This window comes from Fibrobacter sp. UWB7 (assembly GCF_900142945.1).
Taxonomy (GTDB): domain Bacteria; phylum Fibrobacterota; class Fibrobacteria; order Fibrobacterales; family Fibrobacteraceae; genus Fibrobacter.
In genome coordinates this window covers 1,294,335-1,314,974 of record NZ_FRCO01000001.1, presented here as the reverse complement: position 1 = coordinate 1,314,974, position 20,640 = coordinate 1,294,335, and the positions used below count along the sequence as shown (strand labels likewise).

Annotated in this window: 15 protein-coding genes, 1 rRNA gene and 1 pseudogene; 11 read left to right on the top strand and 6 right to left on the bottom strand. The window is 49.7% G+C overall.

From position 1 onward, the window contains the following. The 4 genes from rrf to BUC30_RS05480 form a co-directional block, all read left to right on the top strand. Window positions 1-90 (top strand): 5S ribosomal RNA (gene rrf, locus BUC30_RS05495); the annotation flags it as partial. 868 nt (window positions 91-958) lie between these two features. After that, entirely contained in the window at window positions 959-2,068 is a 1,110-nt protein-coding gene (locus tag BUC30_RS05490; protein ID WP_073423881.1) for an acyltransferase, read from the top strand. 95 nt (window positions 2,069-2,163) lie between these two features. Beyond that, window positions 2,164-3,564, top strand: coding sequence for a Y-family DNA polymerase (locus BUC30_RS05485; protein ID WP_073423880.1), 1,401 nt, complete (start codon window positions 2,164-2,166; stop codon window positions 3,562-3,564). Window positions 3,565-3,623: 59 nt separating this feature from the next. Continuing rightward, on the top strand, window positions 3,624-3,776 hold the full coding sequence (locus tag BUC30_RS05480) for a hypothetical protein (protein ID WP_244536494.1): 153 nt from the start codon (window positions 3,624-3,626) through the stop codon (window positions 3,774-3,776). Window positions 3,777-3,920: 144 nt separating this feature from the next. Here the strand turns inward: BUC30_RS05480 and BUC30_RS05475 are convergent, their stop codons facing one another. From BUC30_RS05475 to BUC30_RS05465, 3 genes are read right to left on the bottom strand one after another with little or no spacing between them, the layout of a single operon-like run. Beyond that, window positions 3,921-4,601 (bottom strand): Spy/CpxP family protein refolding chaperone, encoded by a 681-nt coding sequence (locus BUC30_RS05475; protein ID WP_073423878.1) that lies wholly within the window; start codon window positions 4,599-4,601, stop codon window positions 3,921-3,923. Continuing rightward, entirely contained in the window at window positions 4,601-4,948 is a 348-nt protein-coding gene (locus tag BUC30_RS05470; protein ID WP_073423877.1) for a hypothetical protein, read from the bottom strand. The genes BUC30_RS05475 and BUC30_RS05470 overlap by 1 nt, the downstream gene beginning before the upstream one ends. Next, entirely contained in the window at window positions 4,941-5,486 is a 546-nt protein-coding gene (locus BUC30_RS05465) for an RNA polymerase sigma factor (RefSeq protein ID WP_073423876.1), read from the bottom strand. The genes BUC30_RS05470 and BUC30_RS05465 overlap by 8 nt, the downstream gene beginning before the upstream one ends. Window positions 5,487-5,564: 78 nt before the next feature. On the opposite strand from BUC30_RS05465, the gene BUC30_RS05460 reads away from it, so the two are divergent. Genes BUC30_RS05460 through BUC30_RS05450 form a run of 3 tightly spaced genes read left to right on the top strand, consistent with a single transcriptional unit; the run spans window position 5,565 to window position 7,857 of the window. Continuing rightward, on the top strand, window positions 5,565-7,097 hold the full coding sequence (locus BUC30_RS05460; RefSeq protein ID WP_015731938.1) for a DUF1538 domain-containing protein: 1,533 nt from the start codon (window positions 5,565-5,567) through the stop codon (window positions 7,095-7,097). Between the two features lie 8 nt (window positions 7,098-7,105). Then, window positions 7,106-7,519, top strand: coding sequence for a hypothetical protein (locus BUC30_RS05455; RefSeq protein WP_073423875.1), 414 nt, complete (start codon window positions 7,106-7,108; stop codon window positions 7,517-7,519). A gap of 2 nt (window positions 7,520-7,521) precedes the next feature. Next, window positions 7,522-7,857, top strand: a complete 336-nt coding sequence (locus BUC30_RS05450) for a P-II family nitrogen regulator (RefSeq protein WP_073423874.1) — start codon at window positions 7,522-7,524, stop codon at window positions 7,855-7,857. Here BUC30_RS05450 and BUC30_RS16495 read toward each other — a convergent pair. Together BUC30_RS16495 and metH are read right to left on the bottom strand one after the other, a co-directional pair. Further along, window positions 7,847-7,942 (bottom strand): annotated as a pseudogene (locus BUC30_RS16495) (GNAT family N-acetyltransferase); the annotation flags it as partial. The gene BUC30_RS05450 and the pseudogene BUC30_RS16495 overlap by 11 nt on opposite strands. Window positions 7,943-8,007: 65 nt before the next feature. Next, window positions 8,008-11,658, bottom strand: coding sequence for a methionine synthase (gene metH / locus BUC30_RS05440; RefSeq protein ID WP_073423873.1), 3,651 nt, complete (start codon window positions 11,656-11,658; stop codon window positions 8,008-8,010). Between the two features lie 288 nt (window positions 11,659-11,946). On the opposite strand from metH, the gene BUC30_RS05435 reads away from it, so the two are divergent. Then, window positions 11,947-15,003: a fused MFS/spermidine synthase gene (locus tag BUC30_RS05435; protein ID WP_073423872.1), complete on the top strand. Its 3,057-nt coding sequence runs from the start codon at window positions 11,947-11,949 to the stop codon at window positions 15,001-15,003. Between the two features lie 246 nt (window positions 15,004-15,249). On the opposite strand, the gene BUC30_RS05430 is transcribed toward BUC30_RS05435, so the two are convergent. Beyond that, window positions 15,250-16,077 carry an outer membrane beta-barrel protein gene (locus tag BUC30_RS05430; RefSeq protein ID WP_073423871.1) on the bottom strand — a complete coding sequence of 276 codons (828 nt, stop codon included), beginning with the start codon at window positions 16,075-16,077 and terminating at the stop codon, window positions 15,250-15,252. A gap of 276 nt (window positions 16,078-16,353) precedes the next feature. On the opposite strand from BUC30_RS05430, the gene BUC30_RS05425 reads away from it, so the two are divergent. The 3 genes from BUC30_RS05425 (at window position 16,354) to leuS (ending at window position 20,623) form a co-directional block, all read left to right on the top strand. After that, window positions 16,354-16,797 (top strand): hypothetical protein, encoded by a 444-nt coding sequence (locus tag BUC30_RS05425; protein WP_073423870.1) that lies wholly within the window; start codon window positions 16,354-16,356, stop codon window positions 16,795-16,797. Window positions 16,798-16,950: 153 nt separating this feature from the next. Then, window positions 16,951-17,814, top strand: a complete 864-nt coding sequence (locus BUC30_RS16280) for a hypothetical protein (protein ID WP_244536493.1) — start codon at window positions 16,951-16,953, stop codon at window positions 17,812-17,814. 121 nt (window positions 17,815-17,935) lie between these two features. After that, on the top strand, window positions 17,936-20,623 hold the full coding sequence (gene leuS / locus BUC30_RS05415; protein WP_073423869.1) for a leucine--tRNA ligase: 2,688 nt from the start codon (window positions 17,936-17,938) through the stop codon (window positions 20,621-20,623). Window positions 20,624-20,640 lie beyond the last annotated feature (17 nt).

Sequence of the window (20,640 nt, the reverse complement as noted above, 5' to 3'; positions counted from 1 at the left end):
CACCCGTTCCCATCCCGAACACGGAAGTTAAGCCTCAGATCGCCGATGGTACCTGGCCCCCGGGCCCGGGAGAGTAGGTCGCCGCTGGATTCACGGGCCCCTTGAGGTAGATCCTCGAGGGGCCCTTTCTTTTTTTGTTCCGCCCACGCAATTTCGCGCTGTCGTTCCCGCGGCGGCATACACGCTCCAGGCATGCAGCTCCCAAGCAAGTGCGTTTTCTGTAGCTCTCTAGCCCTGTTTTTTTACCTTGTCCTTAAGACACTATTTGTCACTTACTTTGGACTGAAACCGCGCCGTTATGCGGACCTGCAATATTTGCATCTTGAATATTCCAACCTGGCACATTGACAAAAAGTCCATAAAAATATCCAAAATGTATACTCCGCGCGCCCGCAGGAATTGTAGTTTAGAATTGTAGGCAGGCGATGTCGCAGGCCTCGGGGTATAGTGAGGATAACGCCATGGAAAACAAGGAAACTGAGATCAGGAAGTTGGGCCCCATTGTCGAGACCGTCTGGGGCGTGCTCCTGCTCGTGCTGAGCTGCGCCCTGATCGTTTTTGCCGCCTAGCCCCCTCGATCATCCAAAAGAAAGTCCGTCTGTGTTGGAGACGGACTTCTTTTTTTTTTATTGACTTTCTATAATTGCTATATTTCTTGGCGACATAGTTTTGTTTTATCTAATGAATCCAAAGTTTTAAATAGAGCAAAACGTTTGAGATTTGAGATTCGCCTCTTATTCAATGCTGGAAAATCACCACTTCTAAAAGCAATACAGAATAAGACGAACGCTCACGCCCAATCGGGCGTGGGTCGTTTTGTGCTTGTGTATTGCAGGGTTGTGGTGACCCGTCCAGCATATAGGCACTAACGACTCACGCCTTTTTTATTGGTATGCCACTTGGTGTAAGGGAGTGAATTTCTTTCTTGAAAAATTCACACTAGACACTGAGGGGTAAAATGCCATCCAACGAAGAAATTTCATATAGCGGTTTGTTGCCAAACAATCGAATTCTTTATCCAGATATCTTGAGAATTTTGGCTGTTCTTGCAGTTATGGTGCTTCATGTAAGTGCTTCTGGTTTTGTGGCTAATCCCATTCAAAGTTATGCGTGGCAGATTGCGAATTTTTATGAATGCTTGGTTCGGTGGTCAGTTCCGATTTTTGTCATGGTCAGTGGAATGTTTTTCTTGAATCCCCAAAAAGAAATAACGCTTTCAAAGCTATATCGCAAGAGTATTTTTAGAATCCTTGTCGCCTTGATTGCATGGGGGGTGTTTTATAGATCTTTGTCCATATCAAAGATGATTTTTATAGACAAAGTTTGTGATGCTGAACTTGCTACTAGTATACTAAAACAATGCTCTAAATTTGTATTCGGACATGCGTGGTACCATTTATGGTTCTTATATATGATTATTGGACTTTATATGCTTGTTCCGTTGATTAGAGTTTTTACGATTCATGCGACTAAAAAACATTACCACTATCTTTTCATATTGTATTTCCTGTTTGGCTCCTTGCTGCCGCTATTCCAAGATGTGCTAATACTATTTGATGATCGACTGAAAATTTCTTTTAGTATAAAAGAATTGATGGGGTATGCGGGTTATTTCATCTTGGGGTATTACTTGTTTAGGTATGATTTATCACATCGAATAAAAAAATGGATTTATGTATTAGCTGGATTGTCGGTTGTTTTTCAAATTCTTGGAACGTTTTTTGTTAGCATTAAATTGGGAACAGCTAGTCAATTGCTGTATGGAAATTTTAGACCCAATGTAGTCATTCAGGCTGTGGCGGTTTATGTATTCGTAAAGGATTACTTTATGAATAGGAATTTTTCAGAACGTACAAAAAGCTTTATTGTTTTATTTTCGAAATATTCTTTTGGAATGTATTTGGTTCATGATTTCTTTAATATTATTTTTTCGAGGATTGGATTTACGCCAACTGTTATCAATCCAATCATTGCGATTCCGCTTCGTTCAGTAGTTACTTTTGTTTTAAGCTTTGCTGTTATATGGGTGTTGGGGCATATACCGGTCATAAAAAAGTATTGTATGTAGTATATCATCCAAAAGAAAGTCCGTCTGTGTTGGAGACGGACTTCTTTTTTATTTAAAGTGTTCTTTTGTGCAGCTAAAAATCTATATTTAGCATAATGAGATTGCCGCGCGAAACACGTACTTATGCTGCTATCGACTTGAAGTCGTTTTTTGCGTCTGTGGAGTGTGTGCTTCGCGGACTTGATCCGCTGAAGACGAATCTTGTGGTGGCGGATGCAAGCCGTACCGAAAAGACGATTTGCCTTGCGGTGAGTCCGAGCCTTAAGGCTTATGGGATTCCTGGGCGTGCTCGCTTGTTCGAGGTTATCCAGAAGGTGCGCGAAGTCAAACGCCAAACGGGCAAGGATGTTGAGTATATTGTAGCTCCTCCGCAAATGGCAAAGTACGTGGAATATTCTACCCGTGTTTTTAACGTTTATCTGAAATACGTGAGCGCAGACGATATCCATGTCTATTCCATTGACGAATGCTTTATCGACTTGACGCATTACCTTTCGATGTACAAGAAGTCGGCGCGGGAACTTGCAAAGGACATGATTCGCGATGTGCTTGAAACGACGGGCATCACGGCGACAGCGGGCATCGGAACAAACCTTTACCTTTGCAAAATTGCGATGGACGTGATGGCGAAACACGTGGCTCCTGATGCTGATGGCGTTCGCATTGCAGAACTAGACGAGATGACGTACCGTAAGGAGCTTTGGGGACATCGGCCGATTACGAGCTTTTGGCAACTAGGGCGTGGTATTGCGGAGCGCTTGGCGCATTGTTATTTGAATAATGGTCGTGGCATTTTTACGATGGGTGATCTTGCGCGTGCAAGTGTCAAGCATCCCGATGCGCTTTACAAGATGTTTGGCGTGAATGCCGAAATCTTGATTGACCATGCGTGGGGCTATGAGCCGTGCGGCATTGCCGAAATCAAACAGTACAAGTCCAAGACGCATAGCATCGGCGGTGGGCAGGTTTTAAGTTGTGCGTACGACTGTGCCAAGGCAAAAATCGTTATCCGCGAAATGGTAGATACGCTTGCGCTTGACCTTGTCGAGAAAGGCTTGGTCACGAACGGCCTTACGCTCCATGTGGGCTATGACCGCGAAAATGTGGACAAGGGGATTTATCACGGCGAGACGGTTATCGATAATTATGGGCGTGAAATCCCGAAGCCTGCACATGGAACAGCTCCGCTTTTGAATTACACTTCGTCGGCATCGACAATTGCAGAAGCGGTAATGAAACTTGCGGACCGCATCATGAATCCGTCACTTACGGTGAAGCGCTTGAACCTCACGGCGAATAACGTTCTGGAAGCAACGCAAGAGAGTTACGATCTCTTCACGGACGTGAAAAAGATTGAACGCGAGAAGAAGATGATGCAGGCGCAAATCGCCATCAAGAAGCGCTTTGGCAAGAACGCCATTTTCAAGGGAATGGATATGCAAGAGGGCGCAACAACGCGTGAGCGCAACCAGCAAATCGGAGGGCACAAGGCGTGATTGATGATTATAAGGATATAATTGATTTGCCATATCCGCGGAATGACTGGAATTTCTTGATGAAACACCCAAGAATGTCTGTGGCGAATCGTGCAAAGATTTTCAGCCCGTTTGCGGCACTGCGTGGTCACAATGAAAAAATCGCCGAGACTGCAGAACAACATCTGGATGCTACCCGCGATGAAAATATGTGGGAAAATGTAGATTGTTGATTTCAAGATTTTACTGGATGCTTCGCTTCGCTCAGAATGACGTGAAAAGATAAATGCAATTGATTATGAATCGCTTGTAAAAACAGAAAGTCTCCGGTCGGGTGACCGGAGGCTTATTTTTCAAGGAATCATGAAAATAAAATTCTAGGGTTTGTTGTGGTGATCCTTGTGGAAGCTCTTGAACTTTTCGAGCTGTTCCTTGGTGAGGATCTTGTTGAAGTTCTTTACGCCGTTAATTCTGTGGTCGAGCAATGCTTCCTGAGCCTTGAGTATGCTTGCCTTGGCAGCAGCAATTTGCTTTTCGTCATTGCTGTCGAGTGCTTTGTGCAGAGCTTTTTCAGCATCCTTCTTTTGCTTGCGGAGTTCCTTAAACGTGGAATCCATTACGATGCGCTGCTTATCGAGTGCTGCTCTTTGTTCGTGCGTGACCTGGAGAATGGAATCCATGAATTCAGGACCAGGGCCTTTCTTGAAGTCGAACTTCTTGTCGAAATGCTTGCCTTCTTTGATGTGTTCGCGCGGACCTTCAGGGCGGTCATCGCGGAAGTCCTTGCCGTGGAAGCGTTCACCATGGAATTCGCCGTGATGCTTGCCATGATGCATACCGCCACGCTTGCAGCAGTTGCAAGAGCAGTCGTTCTTGGCACAGTCATGGTTTTCGCAGCCACAGGCGCATTGTTTATGCGATGGCGTGCAGGTGGACTGCTTGGAGCAGCATGTAGCGCCAAAGCCGCGGTCTGCAAAGCAGAAGGCGCCAATGGCAAATCCGAGAGAGCAAGCGAGTATAATCAGGCTTGCGAGGAAGGTCTTGGTGGAAGCGTTCATTATTTGGTCTCCTGTAATAAATAGCTGATGGATTTGTAAGTGTCCAAATTTTCGAGTTCATCATCGCTTTTTTCACCGAGATTGCCGTACCAAGAGACGAGTTCGTCCGAGGCGACATTCTTGATGAGGATGTCTTCGGAATTGTTCGTGTTCAGCATGACGGTCATGAAGGCAGTCCAAAATGCGATGACAGTAAAGCTTGCTGCAAGCGCGTATTTTGTACGCGTCTGGATGAAATTGATAAACTTGTTCTTTTCAGAAGAATCGAGTCTTGCACAGACTTTTTCCCAGGAGTCTTTCCTGGGTTCGATTCTTTCGAGTCTTGAAAAATCGATTTTATCATGCATAGTTCAGGTTCTCCTGTAAAAAGTTCTTGACGACTGTTCTTGCTCGGCTAAGCCTTGCCTTGATTGTGCCTTCGGGCATGTTGTAGATCTCAGACAAGTCTTTGATGCCAAGATCTTCGGCGTCCTTGAGCCAGAGCATGCTTCGCGTTTCGGCGGAGAGCTTTGACAGTCCAAATTCAAGCAGTTCCGGGTCGTAATCCTTTTGTTCCTCGTGCTTGCTCCCGAGAGCGCTGTCCGTCACGAGATCGATATGTTCTTCTTCGAGCTCGGCATGGCGCTTCTTGGACCTGAGCCTCATCAAACACTCGTTGACGGTGAGGCGGTACAGCCAGGTGTTGAGAGTACTTTCGCCGCGGAACTTTTGGATTTTACCTGGAACTGAGACGAAAATGTCCATCAAGACGTCTTCAGCCTCGTCGCGGTTCTTGAGCATTCTGAACGCTAGGTTCAGAACATTTGTGCTATGGGACTTCCACAGCATGCCAAGGGCTTCACGACTTCCTTGTTGAATCTTCTTTATGATGACTTTTTCGTCCATTTCGCTATTTTGGATGCGCGGGGTTTACGGGCGGTTGCATGGGTAGTTAATTTTTTTATTTAATTATATTATATAGCGATGCAAAAAATTCTTTTTGAAAAATTGAAAGAGGCTTTTGCCTCTGTTTTGCCCATTACGCTTATTGTGCTGGTGGTGTCGCATACTCCGCTTGTGACTTTTTCGCTGAAAGAGCAAATTGTTTTTACGGTTAGCGCGATTTTCTTGATTATTGGGATTGGACTTTTTAATCTGGGGGCAGACCTTGCGATGACGCCGATGGGGGCGTATGTGGGGTCGGGCTTGACTAAGTCGCGGCGGCTCCTGTTGCTCGTTTCGGTGTGCTTTGTGATGGGCGTGCTCATTACGGTTGCGGAACCGGACTTGTCCGTGCTTGCGGAACAGGTGAAAAATGCGGTGCGGCCGATTCTCCTGATTTCGACGATTGGCGTGGGTGTCGGGATTTTTTTGCTCCTTGCAATTTTGAAGATTGTATTTAAGAAAGACCTTTCGCTGATTATCATCTTCTTTTACATGGTGCTGTTTATGCTCGGGATGCTCATGGTGTCCGTCGGGCGGAACGCGTTTGTGCCGCTCGCGTTTGACTCGGGTGGTGTGACGACAGGACCGATTACGGTGCCGTTTATCATGGCTCTTGGTGTGGGCGTTGCTGGTGCGATTGGCGGTAAGCATGCATCGGAAAACAGCTTCGGCTTGATTGCGCTTTGCTCGGTTGGACCGATTTTGGCCCTGATGGGCTTGGTGGTATTTTCGAAGGGCGACCTGACGTATGAACTTTCGACGGCGGCGTACTCGGTGGATGCTAGCCTTGGCGAACACTTTTTGCCTACGGTAATGGTGATTGCCCGTGAGGTGCTTGTGGCGCTTGGGCTGATTGTCGTGTTCTTCTGCGCGTTGCAGTGGACCGTACTCAAGCTCCCGATGGTGAAGCTTGTGCAAGTGGGCGTCGGGATCCTTTACACGTTTTTCGGGCTTGTGATTTTCTTGACGGCGGTGACGGTCGGGTTCTTGCCGATTGGTTTTGAAATCGGGTGTGAACTGGCGAAACGCCCGCACGCGCTTGTGGCGGCTGGCTTTATCATCGGCATGGTGGTGGTGCTTGCAGAACCGGCGGTGCACGTGCTCAACAAGCAGGTCGAAGAAGTGACCGGTGGCCTTGTGACTAAGCGCTCGATGCTGATTGCACTCTCGGTGGGCGTGGGCATTTCGATTGGTCTTTCGATGCTTCGCATTATTATCGGATTCCCGATTATTTATTACCTCTTGCCTGGCTACTTTATTTCGCTGGGGCTCTCCTTCTTTGTGCCGAAACTTTATACGGCAATTGCGTTTGACTCTGGTGGCGTGGCGAGTGGTCCGTTGACTTCGAGCTTTATTCTGCCGTTGGCAATTGGCGCATGCTCCGTGATTCACGATGGCGGCGATTCAATTTTGAATTACGCCTTTGGCATTGTGGCGATGGTTGCAATGACTCCGCTCATAACGATCCAGGTGCTTGGTTTCAAGGCGATTGTGGCAAGGCTTTGGCGTAACAGAATTATGATGCGTCGCTTGCAGGATGCCGATGACGAACAGATTATTGACTTTGTGTAGAGGCTACGATGGTTGAAACAGTAAAGAATGTTTTGAAACGGGCGGTGCCTCAAAAGGTTCATTCGAAAGTTTCGATGAATCGTCTCAAGATTTTGGTGACGACGGTGAATCGCGCAAAGGCTGACTTCTACATGGATTACATCCAGTCGTTTGGTGCGAATATGCAGTTCGTGTTTTACGGCCACGGAACGGCTCCGCGTGAAATCATGGCGGCGCTTGGACTTGCGGATTCAGAACGCGCAGTGATTATCAGTATCATTGGCGAAGACCATGTGCCTGCCGTCTTGGAATGTCTGGAAGAAAAATTCAGGACGATTGTGAACGGCAAGGGCATTGCCTATACGATTCCGATGTCAAGCGTTATTGGCAAATCGGTATTTAACTTTTTGAGCGACAACCGATCTCAGGTAGGGAGAGGGTAATTATGAAACCGAATACGCATGAATTAATTATCTGCATTGTGAACAACGGATTCTCCGATACTGTGATGGAAGCCGCTAAAGAGGCGGGTGCCCGTGGTGGCACGGTCTTGAATGCCCGTGGTACGGCAAATAAGGAAGCGGAAGCGTTCTTCCATATCGCTATCCAACCAGAAAAAGAAGTTGTGATGATTCTTGTGCCGCTGAACGTGAAGGATGCTGTGCTGCACGCTTTGTACGAAAAAGCGGGCCTGAATACGATGGGGCAGGGAATTGCATTTGCACTCCCTGTCGATCAGGTCGTTGGGCTTACGCCGTGGAAGGCTGAAGCTAAAACGTAAGGCGCATTTGGTACCAGACGACTCCGCCGTGGACGGAATTGCTGACACCTTCATTTACAAATCCGAATTTAGCGTAATAGTCCATCGACGAACGAAATTAACTTGTCTCCATCGAACATCAGCCAAAAGTGATTGCGGTTTTGATATGTATTACAACTTTACCTGGAAGTAATCGATTTCGGGATGGCTGATGTAGAGTCCGCTCACGGATGCTTGCGGGTACATGGCGCCGTTTTCGGTGAGGCTGATGCCAACGCTATTGAAATCGATGAGCTTGGCGACGTTGAAGATTTCCTTGATATTCGGGAGCACGGGGTAGCCGACGGCCGGGCGGATGCCCTTCCAGCCGCTTGTGCGGTCGAGTTCCTGGCTCAAGTATTCAGCACCAGCTTCGGCGAGGCGGTCGGCGACGGTCTGCATGAGGAGAACGTCGTAATCGCTGCCACCCTGTTCGGCTTTGAGCTTTTCCAAGCGCTTGACGAATGTGTCGCTCATGGTCACTGCGAATGCACCGACGATGTCGCGGAAAACGTCCTTGCCAGCGGGGGAAGCGAAAACGCTTGCGGTATTGGCGTTTGCCGGAGCGACGTAATCGCAGAGCGCAAGGCAAGTGCCTTCGGGATTCTGCTGGCGTGCAGTCGAGACTTCGATGAGGTCTGCGTCCGTGCCTGTGCGGCCCGTGTTAAAGATAACGGACTTTTCAGTACCGGCAGCAGGGTAGAATGCCTGAACGGCGCGGAGGGCGTATTCGGGCTTTGTGAGCGATTTGATAAGCGCTTCGGCATCGGCCTTGAGCTTCTTGGCTTCTTCTTCGTCCGGCTTGATTTTCCAAGTGAAGAAGAAGTATTCCCAGCTGATGAGCGGGATAATCTTTTCGATAGGAATCGGCGGGAGCTTGCTTTCGCCCATGAACGGCGGCTGTACCGGCTGGTATTTGCTCCAGTCGTATTGGAAACGGCGTTCTTCTGGCGTGGAGGCGGCTGCGGCCATGGCGTTTGCGGCTTCGGTCTTGATGCCGTTTTGCTTGTCGCGGATGCGCTGTTGTTCTTCGCGATTTTCTTGAATCGTTTGTTCGCGGGTGGCGGGGTCGAGCAATTTCTGGGCAAGGCCCGGATTGCTAGCGGCGTCGCGCACGTGGAAAACAGGACCGTCATAGCACGGAGCAATTTTTACGGCGGTATGCGTGGGCGAGGTTGTTGCGCCACCGACGATAATCGGAATGCGCTGACCGGCTGCCTGCATCGCCTTTGCAACCGTGCACATTTCTTCGAGAGATGGCGTAATGAGACCGGAAAGGCTCAAGATATCTGCTTTGTTTTCAATCGCGGCCTTGACAATCACATCTTCGGGAACCATCACGCCAAGGTCCACCATGTCGTAGCCGTTACAAGCCATAATCACGGAAACGATGTTCTTGCCGATATCGTGCACGTCGCCTTTGACGGTGGCGATGACGATTTTACCGCGGCTTGATGCGTTTGCGTCTTTACCTGCTTCGATGTAAGGCTGCAAAATTTCCACAGCCTTTTTCATGGTACGTGCGGTCTTCACGACTTGCGGGAGGAACATCTTGCCTTCACCGAAGCGACGGCCGACTTCGTTCATGCCATCCATGAGCGGGCCAGAAATGATGCCGACGGGGCTATCGCCACGGTTGATGAGTTCCATCAAATCCGGCTGGAGCGTTGTCGAAGTTCCCTTGAGGAGTGCTTCTTGCAAACGTTCTTCGGGCGTGGTGGGCTTGGCGTCGGCGGCTGCATTGCCTTCATCAGAAGAGCTGCTTGCGCCTGTGCTTACTGCGAAAATGGCCTTCGGATCGTACTTGGTGCCTGCTTCTTTTGCCGCTGCTGCGGCTGCGTTCATGCGGCTTGCAATTTCGATGAGTTCTTCGCTTGCTTCCGGTTCCGTGTTGAAGATGACTTCGGTAATCGCCATGCGGAGTTCAAGCGGAATTGTCTTGTACTTGATAATCGCGCTCGGGTTCATAATCGCCATGCCCATGCCGTTCGGGATGGCGTAATGCAAGAACGTGGTGTGCATCGCTTCGCGCAAGTAGTTGTTGCCGCGGAATGCGAACGAAAGGTTCGAAAGACCACCCGAGATACGGACGCCGGGGAGGTTGTCCATAATCCAGCGGACGGCGCGGATAAAGTCAATGGCATAGGCGTTGTGTTCTGCCATGCCGGTAGCGACTGTCAAAACGTTCGGGTCGTAAATGATATCGGAAGGGTCGAAGTGAAGTTGCTTCACCATGATATCATAAGCGCGGGACGCAATTTGTACTCGGCGCTCGTAGTTCGTGGCCTGACCTTCTTCATCGAAGAGCATCACGATTACGGCGGCACCGAGGCGCTTCACGGTGAGTGCATGTTCGATAAACGCCTTTTCGCCCATCTTGAGGGAAATGGAATTCACGATGCTCTTGCCCTGGATGCACTTGAGGCCTTCTTCGATAACTTCAAAGCGGGAGCTATCGACCATGATAGGCACGCGGCTTACGGCTGGGTCGGAAGCAATCAAGTTCAGGAACGTGCGCATTTCGGCGGTGGCGTCAAGGAGGCCATCGTCCATGTTCACGTCAATCACGTCGGCGCCGTCATCGACCTGCTTACGGGCGATGTCGAGCGCTTCTTCGTAATTCTTCTCGTTGATGAGACGCAGGAACTTCTTGGAGCCCGCGACGTTGCAACGTTCGCCGACCTTCACGAAATCATCGGCATTGCAGCTGTCGGCGCCGTTGCTCGGGCGAACCTGTTCTCTGAACAACGGTTCGAGCCCCGCAAGGCGGAGACGCGGGCTAGTGACGTATTTGGGTGCGGGTTCACGGCGCTTGTAGTCGGCCGGGAGCGCATCAAGCATCTGGCGCATCGCGGCGATATGTTCTGGAGTCGTACCGCAGCAACCGCCAATCATGTTCACGAGCTTGTCGTCCAAATAAACTCGCATCAGGCGCACCATGTCTTCGGGCGTATCGTCATAACCGCCGAACTGGTTCGGAAGACCTGCGTTCGGGTGACAGCTGAGGTAGCACGGGGCGATGGCTCCCATGCGGCGGAGGTACGGCACCATGCCGTCTGCACCGAGACCGCAGTTTAAGCCGATGGAAAGCGGATGCATGTGCATCACGCTTACGGCAAATGCTTCGACCGTCTGGCCCGAAAGTGTACGGCCGGAGGCGTCGCTCACGGTCATCGAGAGCATAACTTCAATCGGCTTAATTTCTGCTTCGGGAGTGCCTGCTGCTTTTGCGGCTTCAATGCGCGCATCGTTTGCCTTGCTGTAAGCGCTGAGGGCGGCCTTTGCATTCAGCGTATCAAAAATCGTTTCAATCAGGATGGCGTCAACGCCTTCTTCCATGAGCACGGAAATTTGTTCCAAGTACGCATCTTCGAGTTCGTCAAAAGTGATGGCGCGGCTTGCCGGGTCGTTCACGTCTTCACTCATGGAAAGCATCTTACTTGTCGGGCCGACGTCGCCCAGAATGTAGACCTTGCGACCGTACTTCTTGAAGCCTTCTTCGGCGGCCTGCTTTGCAATTTTCACGGAGGCGCGGTTCATCTCGGCGATGCGATGTTCCTGGTGGTATTCGTGTTGGCTCACGCGCTGGCTCGAGAACGTGTTCGTGGTGAGGCAATCCACGCCTGCATCCACGTAACGACGCTGGATGTCGAGAATTATCTCGGGCTTTTCGATGGAGAGCATGTCGTTGTTGGCGCCCTTGATCCCGTAAGTCTGGATAACGGAGCCCATGCCGCCATCGAGCAGCATCATCTTTGATTCAAACGCTTCGCGAAGAGTCATTTTGATTTCCGTGTTTAAAATTCAAATTTATGCGTATATTTGCTTTTATGCATAAAAATAGAAAATGCTAGGCCCACTGTCACTAGCTTTATATAAATAATAACCCCAATTGCGGTTCCCTATTAGAAATGTAGGAAGAAGGCCCCCGAACAAGTTTGGAATGACAAGGTAAGGGTCGGGAATGATGAGCTGAAGTGGGAGTGGCTGGTTGTTCGTGTCACGAAAAAATTACAGGGAAAAGAAGCGCCAATCAATTTATAACTACTTAATTAGTATAGATTTGCACTCATGAATATCGTTATTTACGCGCTTTTTGCTCTCTCTGGTTTTGCGGGTCTCATTTACGAGGGGTCGTGGGCCAGGTACCTTAAACTTTTCCTCGGACATTCGAGCTATGGTCAGGTGCTCACGCTCTGCATTTATATGGGCGGGCTTGCAATCGGCAGTTTTGTCGCGGGCAAGCTTGTGGAGCGCGTGAAGAGGCCGCTGCTCGGGTATGCGGCGGTGGAACTTGCGATTGGCATTGGCGGGCTGATTTACCACCCGATGTACATTTGGCTCACGGATTACTTTTACGATTCGAATTTTGTGGCGGGGTTGAGTTCGCGCGGCGCGGAAATTCTGAAGGTGGTGTTGGCGACGGGTTCGACGCTCCCGATTGCGATTGCGGTGGGTATGACGTTCCCGTTCATTGCGGCAGGTCTTATGCGAAAGAGCGGTGCCGAAGTCTCGCTCCCGATGCTTTACTTTACGAACAGCCTTGGTAGTGCCATTGGTATTTTGTTCACAAGTTACATCTTGATTCCGGAACTCGGAAACCACATCACGCTTTGCGTCGCGGCTTCAATCAACTTCTTGCTTGCTGCGGTGTTCTGCTTTATCGGCTATACGACGCCTTCGACGTACGAGGAAGAACTTGAAGAAGATGGGGCTGATGGACAGGTCGCGGCGCAGTCTAAATCTGCGGAACCGCTTAACGAAGATTATGTGGCGGAACACAAGCTCGCCATGCCTCCGAAAAACATGTGGTTCTGGATTGCTGGGATTACGGGACTCACTTCGTTTGTCTATGAAATTGTCTGGATCCGTTTGCTCTCGCTGTTGATGGGTTCTTCGAGTCATAGCTTTGACCAGATGCTTTCGGCGTTCATTTTGGGACTTGCAATTGGCAGTGCCGTGAGTGGAAAGCTGTTGAAGAAGGACTCGCTTGTGGTGCTTTCGCTTGCGCAAATTTTCATGGGATTCTTTGCGCTTTGCACGCTGTATTTCTACAAGCCGTTTTGGGAAGGCATGAATGTCGCGAACCAGATTTTCAATACGACGAATGACGGTTATGTTTGCTGGAGCATTTTCAAGTACGCGCTTTCGATTTTGTGGATGGTGCCGACGAGCTTCTTTGCGGGCATGACGCTTCCGCTGATTACGCTGATTTTGACGCGTGCGTTCAAGAGCGAAGCCCCGATTGGCAAGGTGTACGGCTGGAATACGGTGGGTTCGATTCTCGGTTCGGCGGGCGGTGGACTTTTGCTGTTGCCGCTTTTGCAGCTCAAGGGTTCGCTTGTGCTCGCGGCTGTGCTTGACTTTATGATTGGCTTTATTTTGCTCGTTATTTATCGTAAAAAGTTCCGTTATAGTGTGCTTTTTTACGTGATGACGGCGGTGATGATTTTGCCTTCGTTCTTTGTGAATTTCGATCCGCACATGATTACGTCAGGCGCCTTCCGCGCTTACAAGAATTTGCATCCGGATGAAAAGATTGTGGTGCGTGACGGTAAGACGGCGACGATCAGCTTCCACGAATCCGACGTGCATTATTACGTGAAAACGAACGGTAAGGCCGATGCGAGCATGAGCAAGAATCGTGAACGCCCGATTGAAGGCGATGAGCTTACGCAGGCGGCGACTGCATTTATGCCGATGGCGATGAAGGACAAGCCTTACGATGCGGCGATGGTCGGGTTTGGCAGTGGCATGGGTGCGCATTACTTGCTTTCAGATCCGCTGGTGCGCGATTTTGACTGTGTGGAAATCGAAGAAGAAATGATGAATCTCGCTCGCGGATTTTATCCGTGGAACGCTCGCGGTTACGATGATCCGCGTATCCACATTTTCATTGATGACGCGCAGACGTTCTTCCTCACGAACCGTCGCAAGTACGACTTGATGATTAGTGTGCCGAGTAACCCGTGGGTGAGCGGTGTCGCAAGCTTGTTCAGCCATGAATTTTATGCGAAAATGCGCCGCTATATGAAACCGGGCGGACTTTGGGTGCAGTGGATCCAGACGTATGAATTCAATGACTTGCTGTTCCTCAACATCTTGAAGGCGCTCGACGTGGCGTTCCCGTACGTGAGTTTGTACAAGGCTCCTGAAGAACCGGACATTATTATTGTCGCCAGTGACGAACCGGTGATGCAGCGTGCCATTGGCCGCTTCAGCACGGATCCAACGCTTGTGAAGGAATTCAAACGCATCCACCGCGAACCAGATTTCTTTGGCGAACAGAATTTCCTCTTTACGTCGAAGATGATTACATCGCTTTTGGACGGCGTGGAACCGAACAGCACGTTTATCCCGATTGTCGACAACAAGGCTGAAGAAGCTCGCTTTGTACATTCGAATGCGCGCATTGTGCAGGTGTTCGACAGCTGCGAAATTTGCTGGCCGGAATATTTGGACTCAGCAGATTATGCATTGCGCCGCCCGATAAAGGTGCAGTCCATGCTCAAAGCGGGTACGGACAAGTATCGCGAACGTGCGCTCTTGGCGTATATCAAAGAAGTGAAAAAGCGCAAGAAAGTTTTTGAAGGCATCTCGTCGATGCTCGATTCCAATGCGGATGACTCTGAAAAGGGCGCGGATTCTGCGGCAGTCTCGGAAAATGTCTCTAATTCAGCAACGGCGGTGGATAGCCTTGTGCGTCCAAAATTCAAGGTGGATGAAACTTCCCCGGATTGGAAAAAGTTCCGCGAAGAATATGTGGAATGGATGCGTGGCATTCCAATGGAAGCTCGCGACACGAACAAGGTTTATGTTAAAGTTCGCAATCTTGTGAATGCGGGGGCGCTGCCGGAATCGTTTGTGGATGAGTTTAACATCATGGAAGCTGCCCGTGCCAAGAATTACAGGCTCGCTGCGGAATATGTCGCGAATTTCTACGAGAAGTACGAAATCGCTGCGATGGATGAATTCTTCTTGCGCAACGCGATTCTGATTGCTTTCCTCGCGCACAACCCGACGCTCGCCGACGTGCTCTACAAGGAAGCCATCAAATCGCACGAAGAATTTGCCCCGATCGAAAAGCTCTTGATTCAGAAGGAAATCCCGAGAATCCGCAGAAGGTAAGGCGCGCGTCTCGCCATTCGGCGGTGCATCTCGTCAGTCATAAAACTTAACTGGATGTTAGCCCAATGAGCTTAACTCTACTAAGGGACTAAAGTCCCAAGTATCGTATATCGCCCTGCGGGCTCAACATGACGAGTGTGTTGGTTCCCTACAGACAAATGCGTAAAAACAAAAGGAAGCGTTTGGCGCTTCCTTTTTTGCAATTAAAAACTATTGACTAATGACCAATGACTAATAACTAACCGACTAGAACAGGAATGCTATACCGACGTTGGTGTAGAACGTGAGGAGCGTGGCTTCGTCAAACGGCTGCTTCACGGTCAAGCCGTGGTTCAGGAGGTTCGTGAAACTCTGGACAATGCGGAGGTTCAAATGAACGTTACGTGTCAGCATGTAGCCGCCTTCGATAGCAAAGCCCACTTCCATATTCGTGGTTGCGATTTCGGTGGTGGATTTCAAACCGCTGTTTTCTTTATCGGCGATGACGCCTGCTTTCGGTTCGGAACCGTATTCGGCGCTACCCATCAGCTTGAGACCGAGGTGCAAACCGGCAGCTGCAAAGAAGTCGTACTGGTCGAACGTGTAGCGGAACATGATCGGAAGTTCAAACAACATGATGTTGATCCTTGCCTTGTTTGTGTAAAGATCATTCATGTCTTTTTCGTAATTGTACTGGCGATAGTTGAACGTGAGTTCCGGCACAATGCTGAAGTTCTTTGTGAACATCGAAATCTTGATGATGAGACCGCCACCGACGTTCCAGCCTGCGCCCCAGCCATCGGATTTTGAACCGAGGAACGTGTTGAAGCCGCCTTGCAAACGAGCTCCAAGGAACACGGACTGCGAGAACCCTTCGCTGCGCTGCTTGCTGATTTCGGAACGCGATGTTGTCTGCGTCTTGTATCTTGCGTATGCGCTTGCGTATTCTTCGTCATTTGCGAATTCGCTGTCGTTTGTTCCGTCGTAAGAACCTGATTTTTCACTTTCGGAAGCGGGTCTCGGTGAATCGACAGAAACCCATTCGTCATCATCGGAACTTTGAGCAAAAGCACTCGTGGCGAGCGCTAAAACCATGGACGCGAGTAAGCAAGATTTTTTTAAAAGCATGACGGAATAATAACAAATCGTGGAGGTTCAACGACTTAAAAATATTTTAATAAGGGTTAAATAAATAGAAAAAGAAAGTTTACAGAATGGGCGCGGGAGCCGGTTGCTTAGCATGGAAAATAAAAACGGGAAAAAATGTCTCTATTCTAACTTAAACCATGCATTTTCTGGTTTCTGTAAACTTTACTTTGTAATTTGAAAAGTGGGTGGATGTCCCACCCTAATACAATAAGGAGGTCAATCATGAAAACCGCAAAGTTGATGATGTTCCTTGCTTTGTCTGTTCTGGTCTCGTCTTCTTTTGCGGCGAGACAAGTAAAGTCTAAGCTAGGTGATATCAATGTTACATCAGATAAAGGTGGTGGCAAGGTCGTGTGCACGGCAGGCTTTAATGATGCTCTTACGATTGTCAGGGAAGCTGACACGGAAGTTCTCGTTAAAGGAAGCTGTGGGCAGGGCTGGGTCGAAAAGTCCAAGATTGAATATATAGCCAAAGCTCCGGGCGATAAGTCCATGACGTTTGACGCTGTCGGTGTGCTTGGCTGGGCAGACAATCGAGAACTTATTGATATTCTCTCTGGTCATTATAACGACGATCCAGAAGTGGAAATCGATCGTGACTTTAGAGAATACCTGACCTACACCATGGACCGTGAGCAGACTGAAATGCGAAACGGCGAAAACTAAAAACTAATAGCGTAGACTTGTAATTTTAGCTCTGGAAGGGTGGCCGCCTTCTGGGGCTTCTTTTTTTCTTACATTTTTTTGTAAAAATGGTTTTTGAATTTGTGAGTTTGTATTTTACGGATAAATTTTTGGAACATAATGGGAGTTGTTTTTATGTTCAAAAGGAATCATGTCTCCGTGCTAGCGATGCTGGCATCTTTTTTGTTTTTTACGGCGTGCAGCGATGATGCGGTGAGTAACCCGGCGCCTGTGGCGACAGAATCTTTGGCTGTTGAATCGTCGAGCAGTGAAGTCATTTCAAATCCTGTATCTTCTAGCAGCGAGGCTGTTTCAAGTCCAGAGTCTTCTAGCAATGTGGCTTCGAGTAGTTCTGAAATTTTAAGTTCGGCAAGTACGTTTATTCGTCGGGTGGAAAATTTTTCTGAATGTAGGGTCGATAACGAAGGTGCTGTGGATTCTGTGCTAGCTTTATATTGGACTTATTATGAGTGCAAACAGGGAACTTGGGAAAAATCTCGGTATCAAAGAGCGTTGAGAGTTTTTCCGACATGCGGTTCGGAACGTGAAGGCGCTATTGATTCTATGTTTGTTCAGCTTACGGATTCAGCCGTCTATTATCGAGATTATTACTATTTCAAGTGCGAACAAGGAACTTGGATCGATTTGGACCACGCTGCTCCTTTGGCGGCCGCCGTTCAAGCTCAGTGCAGAGAAAACCGTAATAGCGTCAGCCTTGCTTCTTATGATGACGAACAAACGGATTATTGGTGTGGCGGTTTGCGATTAAGTGCTGGCGGAGATCCGCGTTTCAACAGATTGAAAACGGCTAATATTGCGGTTTTTACTTATACCGATAATGGATGGATTGAAGAAAAATGTGATGCTGCAAATGAAGGAAAAATAGCGAAATACCATTATGAGCCTTACCATGCTTACAGGGACATGTATTTTAAATGTTCTAGCGGCAAATGGAATAATTTAGGTGAACAGAATCCAGAATCGATAGTATCGGATTGATGTTTTTGTAACGCTCTTTTGCTACTGGCCCCGCAATGCGGGGTTTTTTAAGTTTCTATCTTTTGCCTCGAAAATTTAATGAGGTCGTGGCGGTTCCGTCGCGGCGTTAGAGGAATAAATAATGGCAAAGTATAATCCGCAAGAAATCGAAACCAAGTGGCAAGCCTACTGGGAAGAACATCAGACGTTTAAGACTGGCGAAGACAAGTCCAAGCCGAAGTATTATTGCTTGGATATGTTCCCGTACCCGAGTGGTGCTGGCCTCCATGTGGGCCACCCGGAAGGCTACACTGCAACGGATATCATTTGCCGCTACAAGCGCAGCCGTGGTTTCAATGTGCTCCACCCGATGGGTTGGGACGCTTTCGGCCTCCCCGCTGAACAGTACGCTATTCAGACCGGTACGCACCCGGCCATTACGACCAAGAAGAACTGCGACAATTTCCGCCGCCAGATCAAGCGCCTCGGTCTCTCTTACGACTGGAACAAGGAAGTCAACACCACCGACCCGAAGTATTACAAGTGGACGCAGTGGATTTTCAAGCGCCTTTATGGCACCTGGTTCGATGAAGACCAGCAGAAGGGCCGCCCCATCGAAGAGCTTCCGATTCCTGCCGATGTGGAAGCCAAGGGTGCAGCCGAAGTCCGCAAGTACAAGGATTCTAAGCGCCTCGCTTACTACGCCGATGCACAGGTGTGGTGGTGCAAGCACTGCAAGATTGTCTGCGCTAACGAAGAAGTTTTGAACGACGGTTCTCACGAAAAGTGCGGCACCAAGGAAGTCGAACGCCGTAACCTCAAGCAGTGGCTCATGCGCATTCCGCTGTATGGCGACCGCCTGCTGAAGGGCCTCGACAAGCTCGACTGGCCGCAGGGCGTGAAGGACATGCAGAAGAACTGGATCGGCAAGAGCTACGGTGCCGAAGTTGATTTTGCCATTGCTGATGCTGAAGGCAAGCCGACCGAAAAGAAGCTCCGCGTTTACACGACCCGTTGCGATACGCTGTTCGGTGCAACCTACATGGTCGTTGCTCCGGAACACGCTATGGTGCCGGAACTCACGACTGCCGAACAGAAAGCCGCCGTGGAAGAATACGTGCACGCCGCCGCTCTCAAGAGCGACCTCGACCGTACCGAACTTGCGAAGGAAAAGACCGGTGTGTTCACTGGTTCTTATGCCGTGAACCCGCTTACCGGCACGAAGATTCCGGTGTGGGTTGCTGACTATGTTTTGACGGGCTATGGCACCGGCGCTATCATGGCTGTGCCGGCTCACGATACTCGCGACTTCGATTTCGCGAAGAAGTTCAACTTGCCGGTTATCTGCATTATGGAACCGGATGCAAGCTGCCCCGAAGATGTAAAGCCGCTCGTGCTCAAGGGTGAAGCCTGCTGGGCTGCCGACGGCACCTACATCAACAGCCAGAACGACACGCTTTGCCTGAACGGCCTCAACAAGAAGCAGGGCATCGCGAAGGTCATCGAATGGCTCGAAGCGAACAAGATCGGCAAGGCTACCGTGAACTACAAGCTCCGCGACTGGCTCTTCAGCCGCCAGCGCTACTGGGGTGAACCGTTCCCGATCATCCACTGGGAAGACGGCGAAATCTCTACGGTGGACGACGCCGAACTTCCGGTGCTCTTGCCGGAACTCAAGGACTACAAGCCGGGTGACGGCGGTCAGTCTCCGCTCGCGAACGCCACCGAATGGCTCCAGGTCGTCGATAAGAACGGCCGCAAGGGTATCCGCGAAACGAACACCATGCCGCAGTGGGCTGGTTCTTGCTGGTATTACCTCCGCTACATCGACGCTTGCAACGGTGATGCATTTGTGGCAAAGGAACTTGAAAAGTACTGGATGCCGGTCGACCTCTATGTGGGTGGTGCTGAACACGCCGTGCTTCACTTGCTCTACAGCCGTTTCTGGCACAAGGTCTTGTTCGATCTCGGCCTCGTCTCTACCGACGAACCGTTCCAGAAGCTCTTCAACCAGGGCATGATTCTTGCCTTCGCATACGAAGATGCTGCTGGCTCCAAGGTCCCGACTGACGAAGTCGAAGAAAAGAACGGCAAGTTCTTCAAGAAGGGCACTGACATCGAACTCAAGCAAATTGTGGCTAAGATGAGTAAGTCCCTCAAGAACGTTGTGAACCCGGATGACGTTGTCCGTGATTACGGTGCTGACAGCCTTCGTTTGTACGAAATGTTCATGGGTCCGCTCGACGCCGTGAAGCCGTGGCAGACCAAGGGCATCGAAGGCATGAACCGCTTCCTCGGACGCGCTTGGCGCTCCGTGGTGGGCGATGACGATGCTGCTCCGGTTTACGTTGACGAAACCGCTCCGGAAGCTATCGAAAAGGTGATGCACCAGAGCGTTATCAAGGTCACGAACGACATTGAAAACATGAGCTTCAACACGGCCATCAGCCAGCTGATGATCTTCAACAACGAAATGATGAAGATGGACAAGCGCTACCGCGAACCGTGCGAAACGTTCGTCAAGCTCTTGCACCCGTTTGCCCCGCATATCGCCGAAGAAATGTGGAACATCCTCGGTCATGAAGGCTCGCTCACGAATGTCGCCTGGCCGGAAGCTGACCACTCCAAGGCTGTGGAAAACACCGTGGAAGTCGTGTTCCAGGTGAACGGCAAGGTCCGCGCCAAGGCATCTGTCGCCAAGGACATGGACAAGGCCGCCCTCGAAAAGCTCGCTATGGAAAACGACCGTGTTAAAGAGTTCATGAATGGCAAGACTGTTGTGAAATCCATCGTTGTTCCGGGTAAGCTCGTGAACATCGTGGTAAAGTAGCCACAAGCCGAGTGCAA

Bases quoted from the DNA above. Each gene is read 5' to 3' on its own strand.
- BUC30_RS05490 (WP_073423881.1), top strand. From the start codon at position 959: ATGCCATCCAACGAAGAAATTTCATATAGCGGTTTGTTGCCAAACAAT.
- BUC30_RS05485 (WP_073423880.1), top strand. From the start codon at position 2,164: ATGAGATTGCCGCGCGAAACACGTACTTATGCTGCTATCGACTTGAAG.
- BUC30_RS05480 (WP_244536494.1), top strand. From the start codon at position 3,624: ATGAAACACCCAAGAATGTCTGTGGCGAATCGTGCAAAGATTTTCAGC.
- BUC30_RS05475 (WP_073423878.1), bottom strand. From the start codon at position 4,601: ATGAACGCTTCCACCAAGACCTTCCTCGCAAGCCTGATTATACTCGCT.
- BUC30_RS05470 (WP_073423877.1), bottom strand. From the start codon at position 4,948: ATGCATGATAAAATCGATTTTTCAAGACTCGAAAGAATCGAACCCAGG.
- BUC30_RS05465 (WP_073423876.1), bottom strand. From the start codon at position 5,486: ATGGACGAAAAAGTCATCATAAAGAAGATTCAACAAGGAAGTCGTGAA.
- BUC30_RS05460 (WP_015731938.1), top strand. From the start codon at position 5,565: ATGCAAAAAATTCTTTTTGAAAAATTGAAAGAGGCTTTTGCCTCTGTT.
- BUC30_RS05455 (WP_073423875.1), top strand. From the start codon at position 7,106: ATGGTTGAAACAGTAAAGAATGTTTTGAAACGGGCGGTGCCTCAAAAG.
- BUC30_RS05450 (WP_073423874.1), top strand. From the start codon at position 7,522: ATGAAACCGAATACGCATGAATTAATTATCTGCATTGTGAACAACGGA.
- metH (WP_073423873.1), bottom strand. From the start codon at position 11,658: ATGACTCTTCGCGAAGCGTTTGAATCAAAGATGATGCTGCTCGATGGC.
- BUC30_RS05435 (WP_073423872.1), top strand. From the start codon at position 11,947: ATGAATATCGTTATTTACGCGCTTTTTGCTCTCTCTGGTTTTGCGGGT.
- BUC30_RS05430 (WP_073423871.1), bottom strand. From the start codon at position 16,077: ATGGTTTTAGCGCTCGCCACGAGTGCTTTTGCTCAAAGTTCCGATGAT.
- BUC30_RS05425 (WP_073423870.1), top strand. From the start codon at position 16,354: ATGAAAACCGCAAAGTTGATGATGTTCCTTGCTTTGTCTGTTCTGGTC.
- BUC30_RS16280 (WP_244536493.1), top strand. From the start codon at position 16,951: ATGTTCAAAAGGAATCATGTCTCCGTGCTAGCGATGCTGGCATCTTTT.
- leuS (WP_073423869.1), top strand. From the start codon at position 17,936: ATGGCAAAGTATAATCCGCAAGAAATCGAAACCAAGTGGCAAGCCTAC.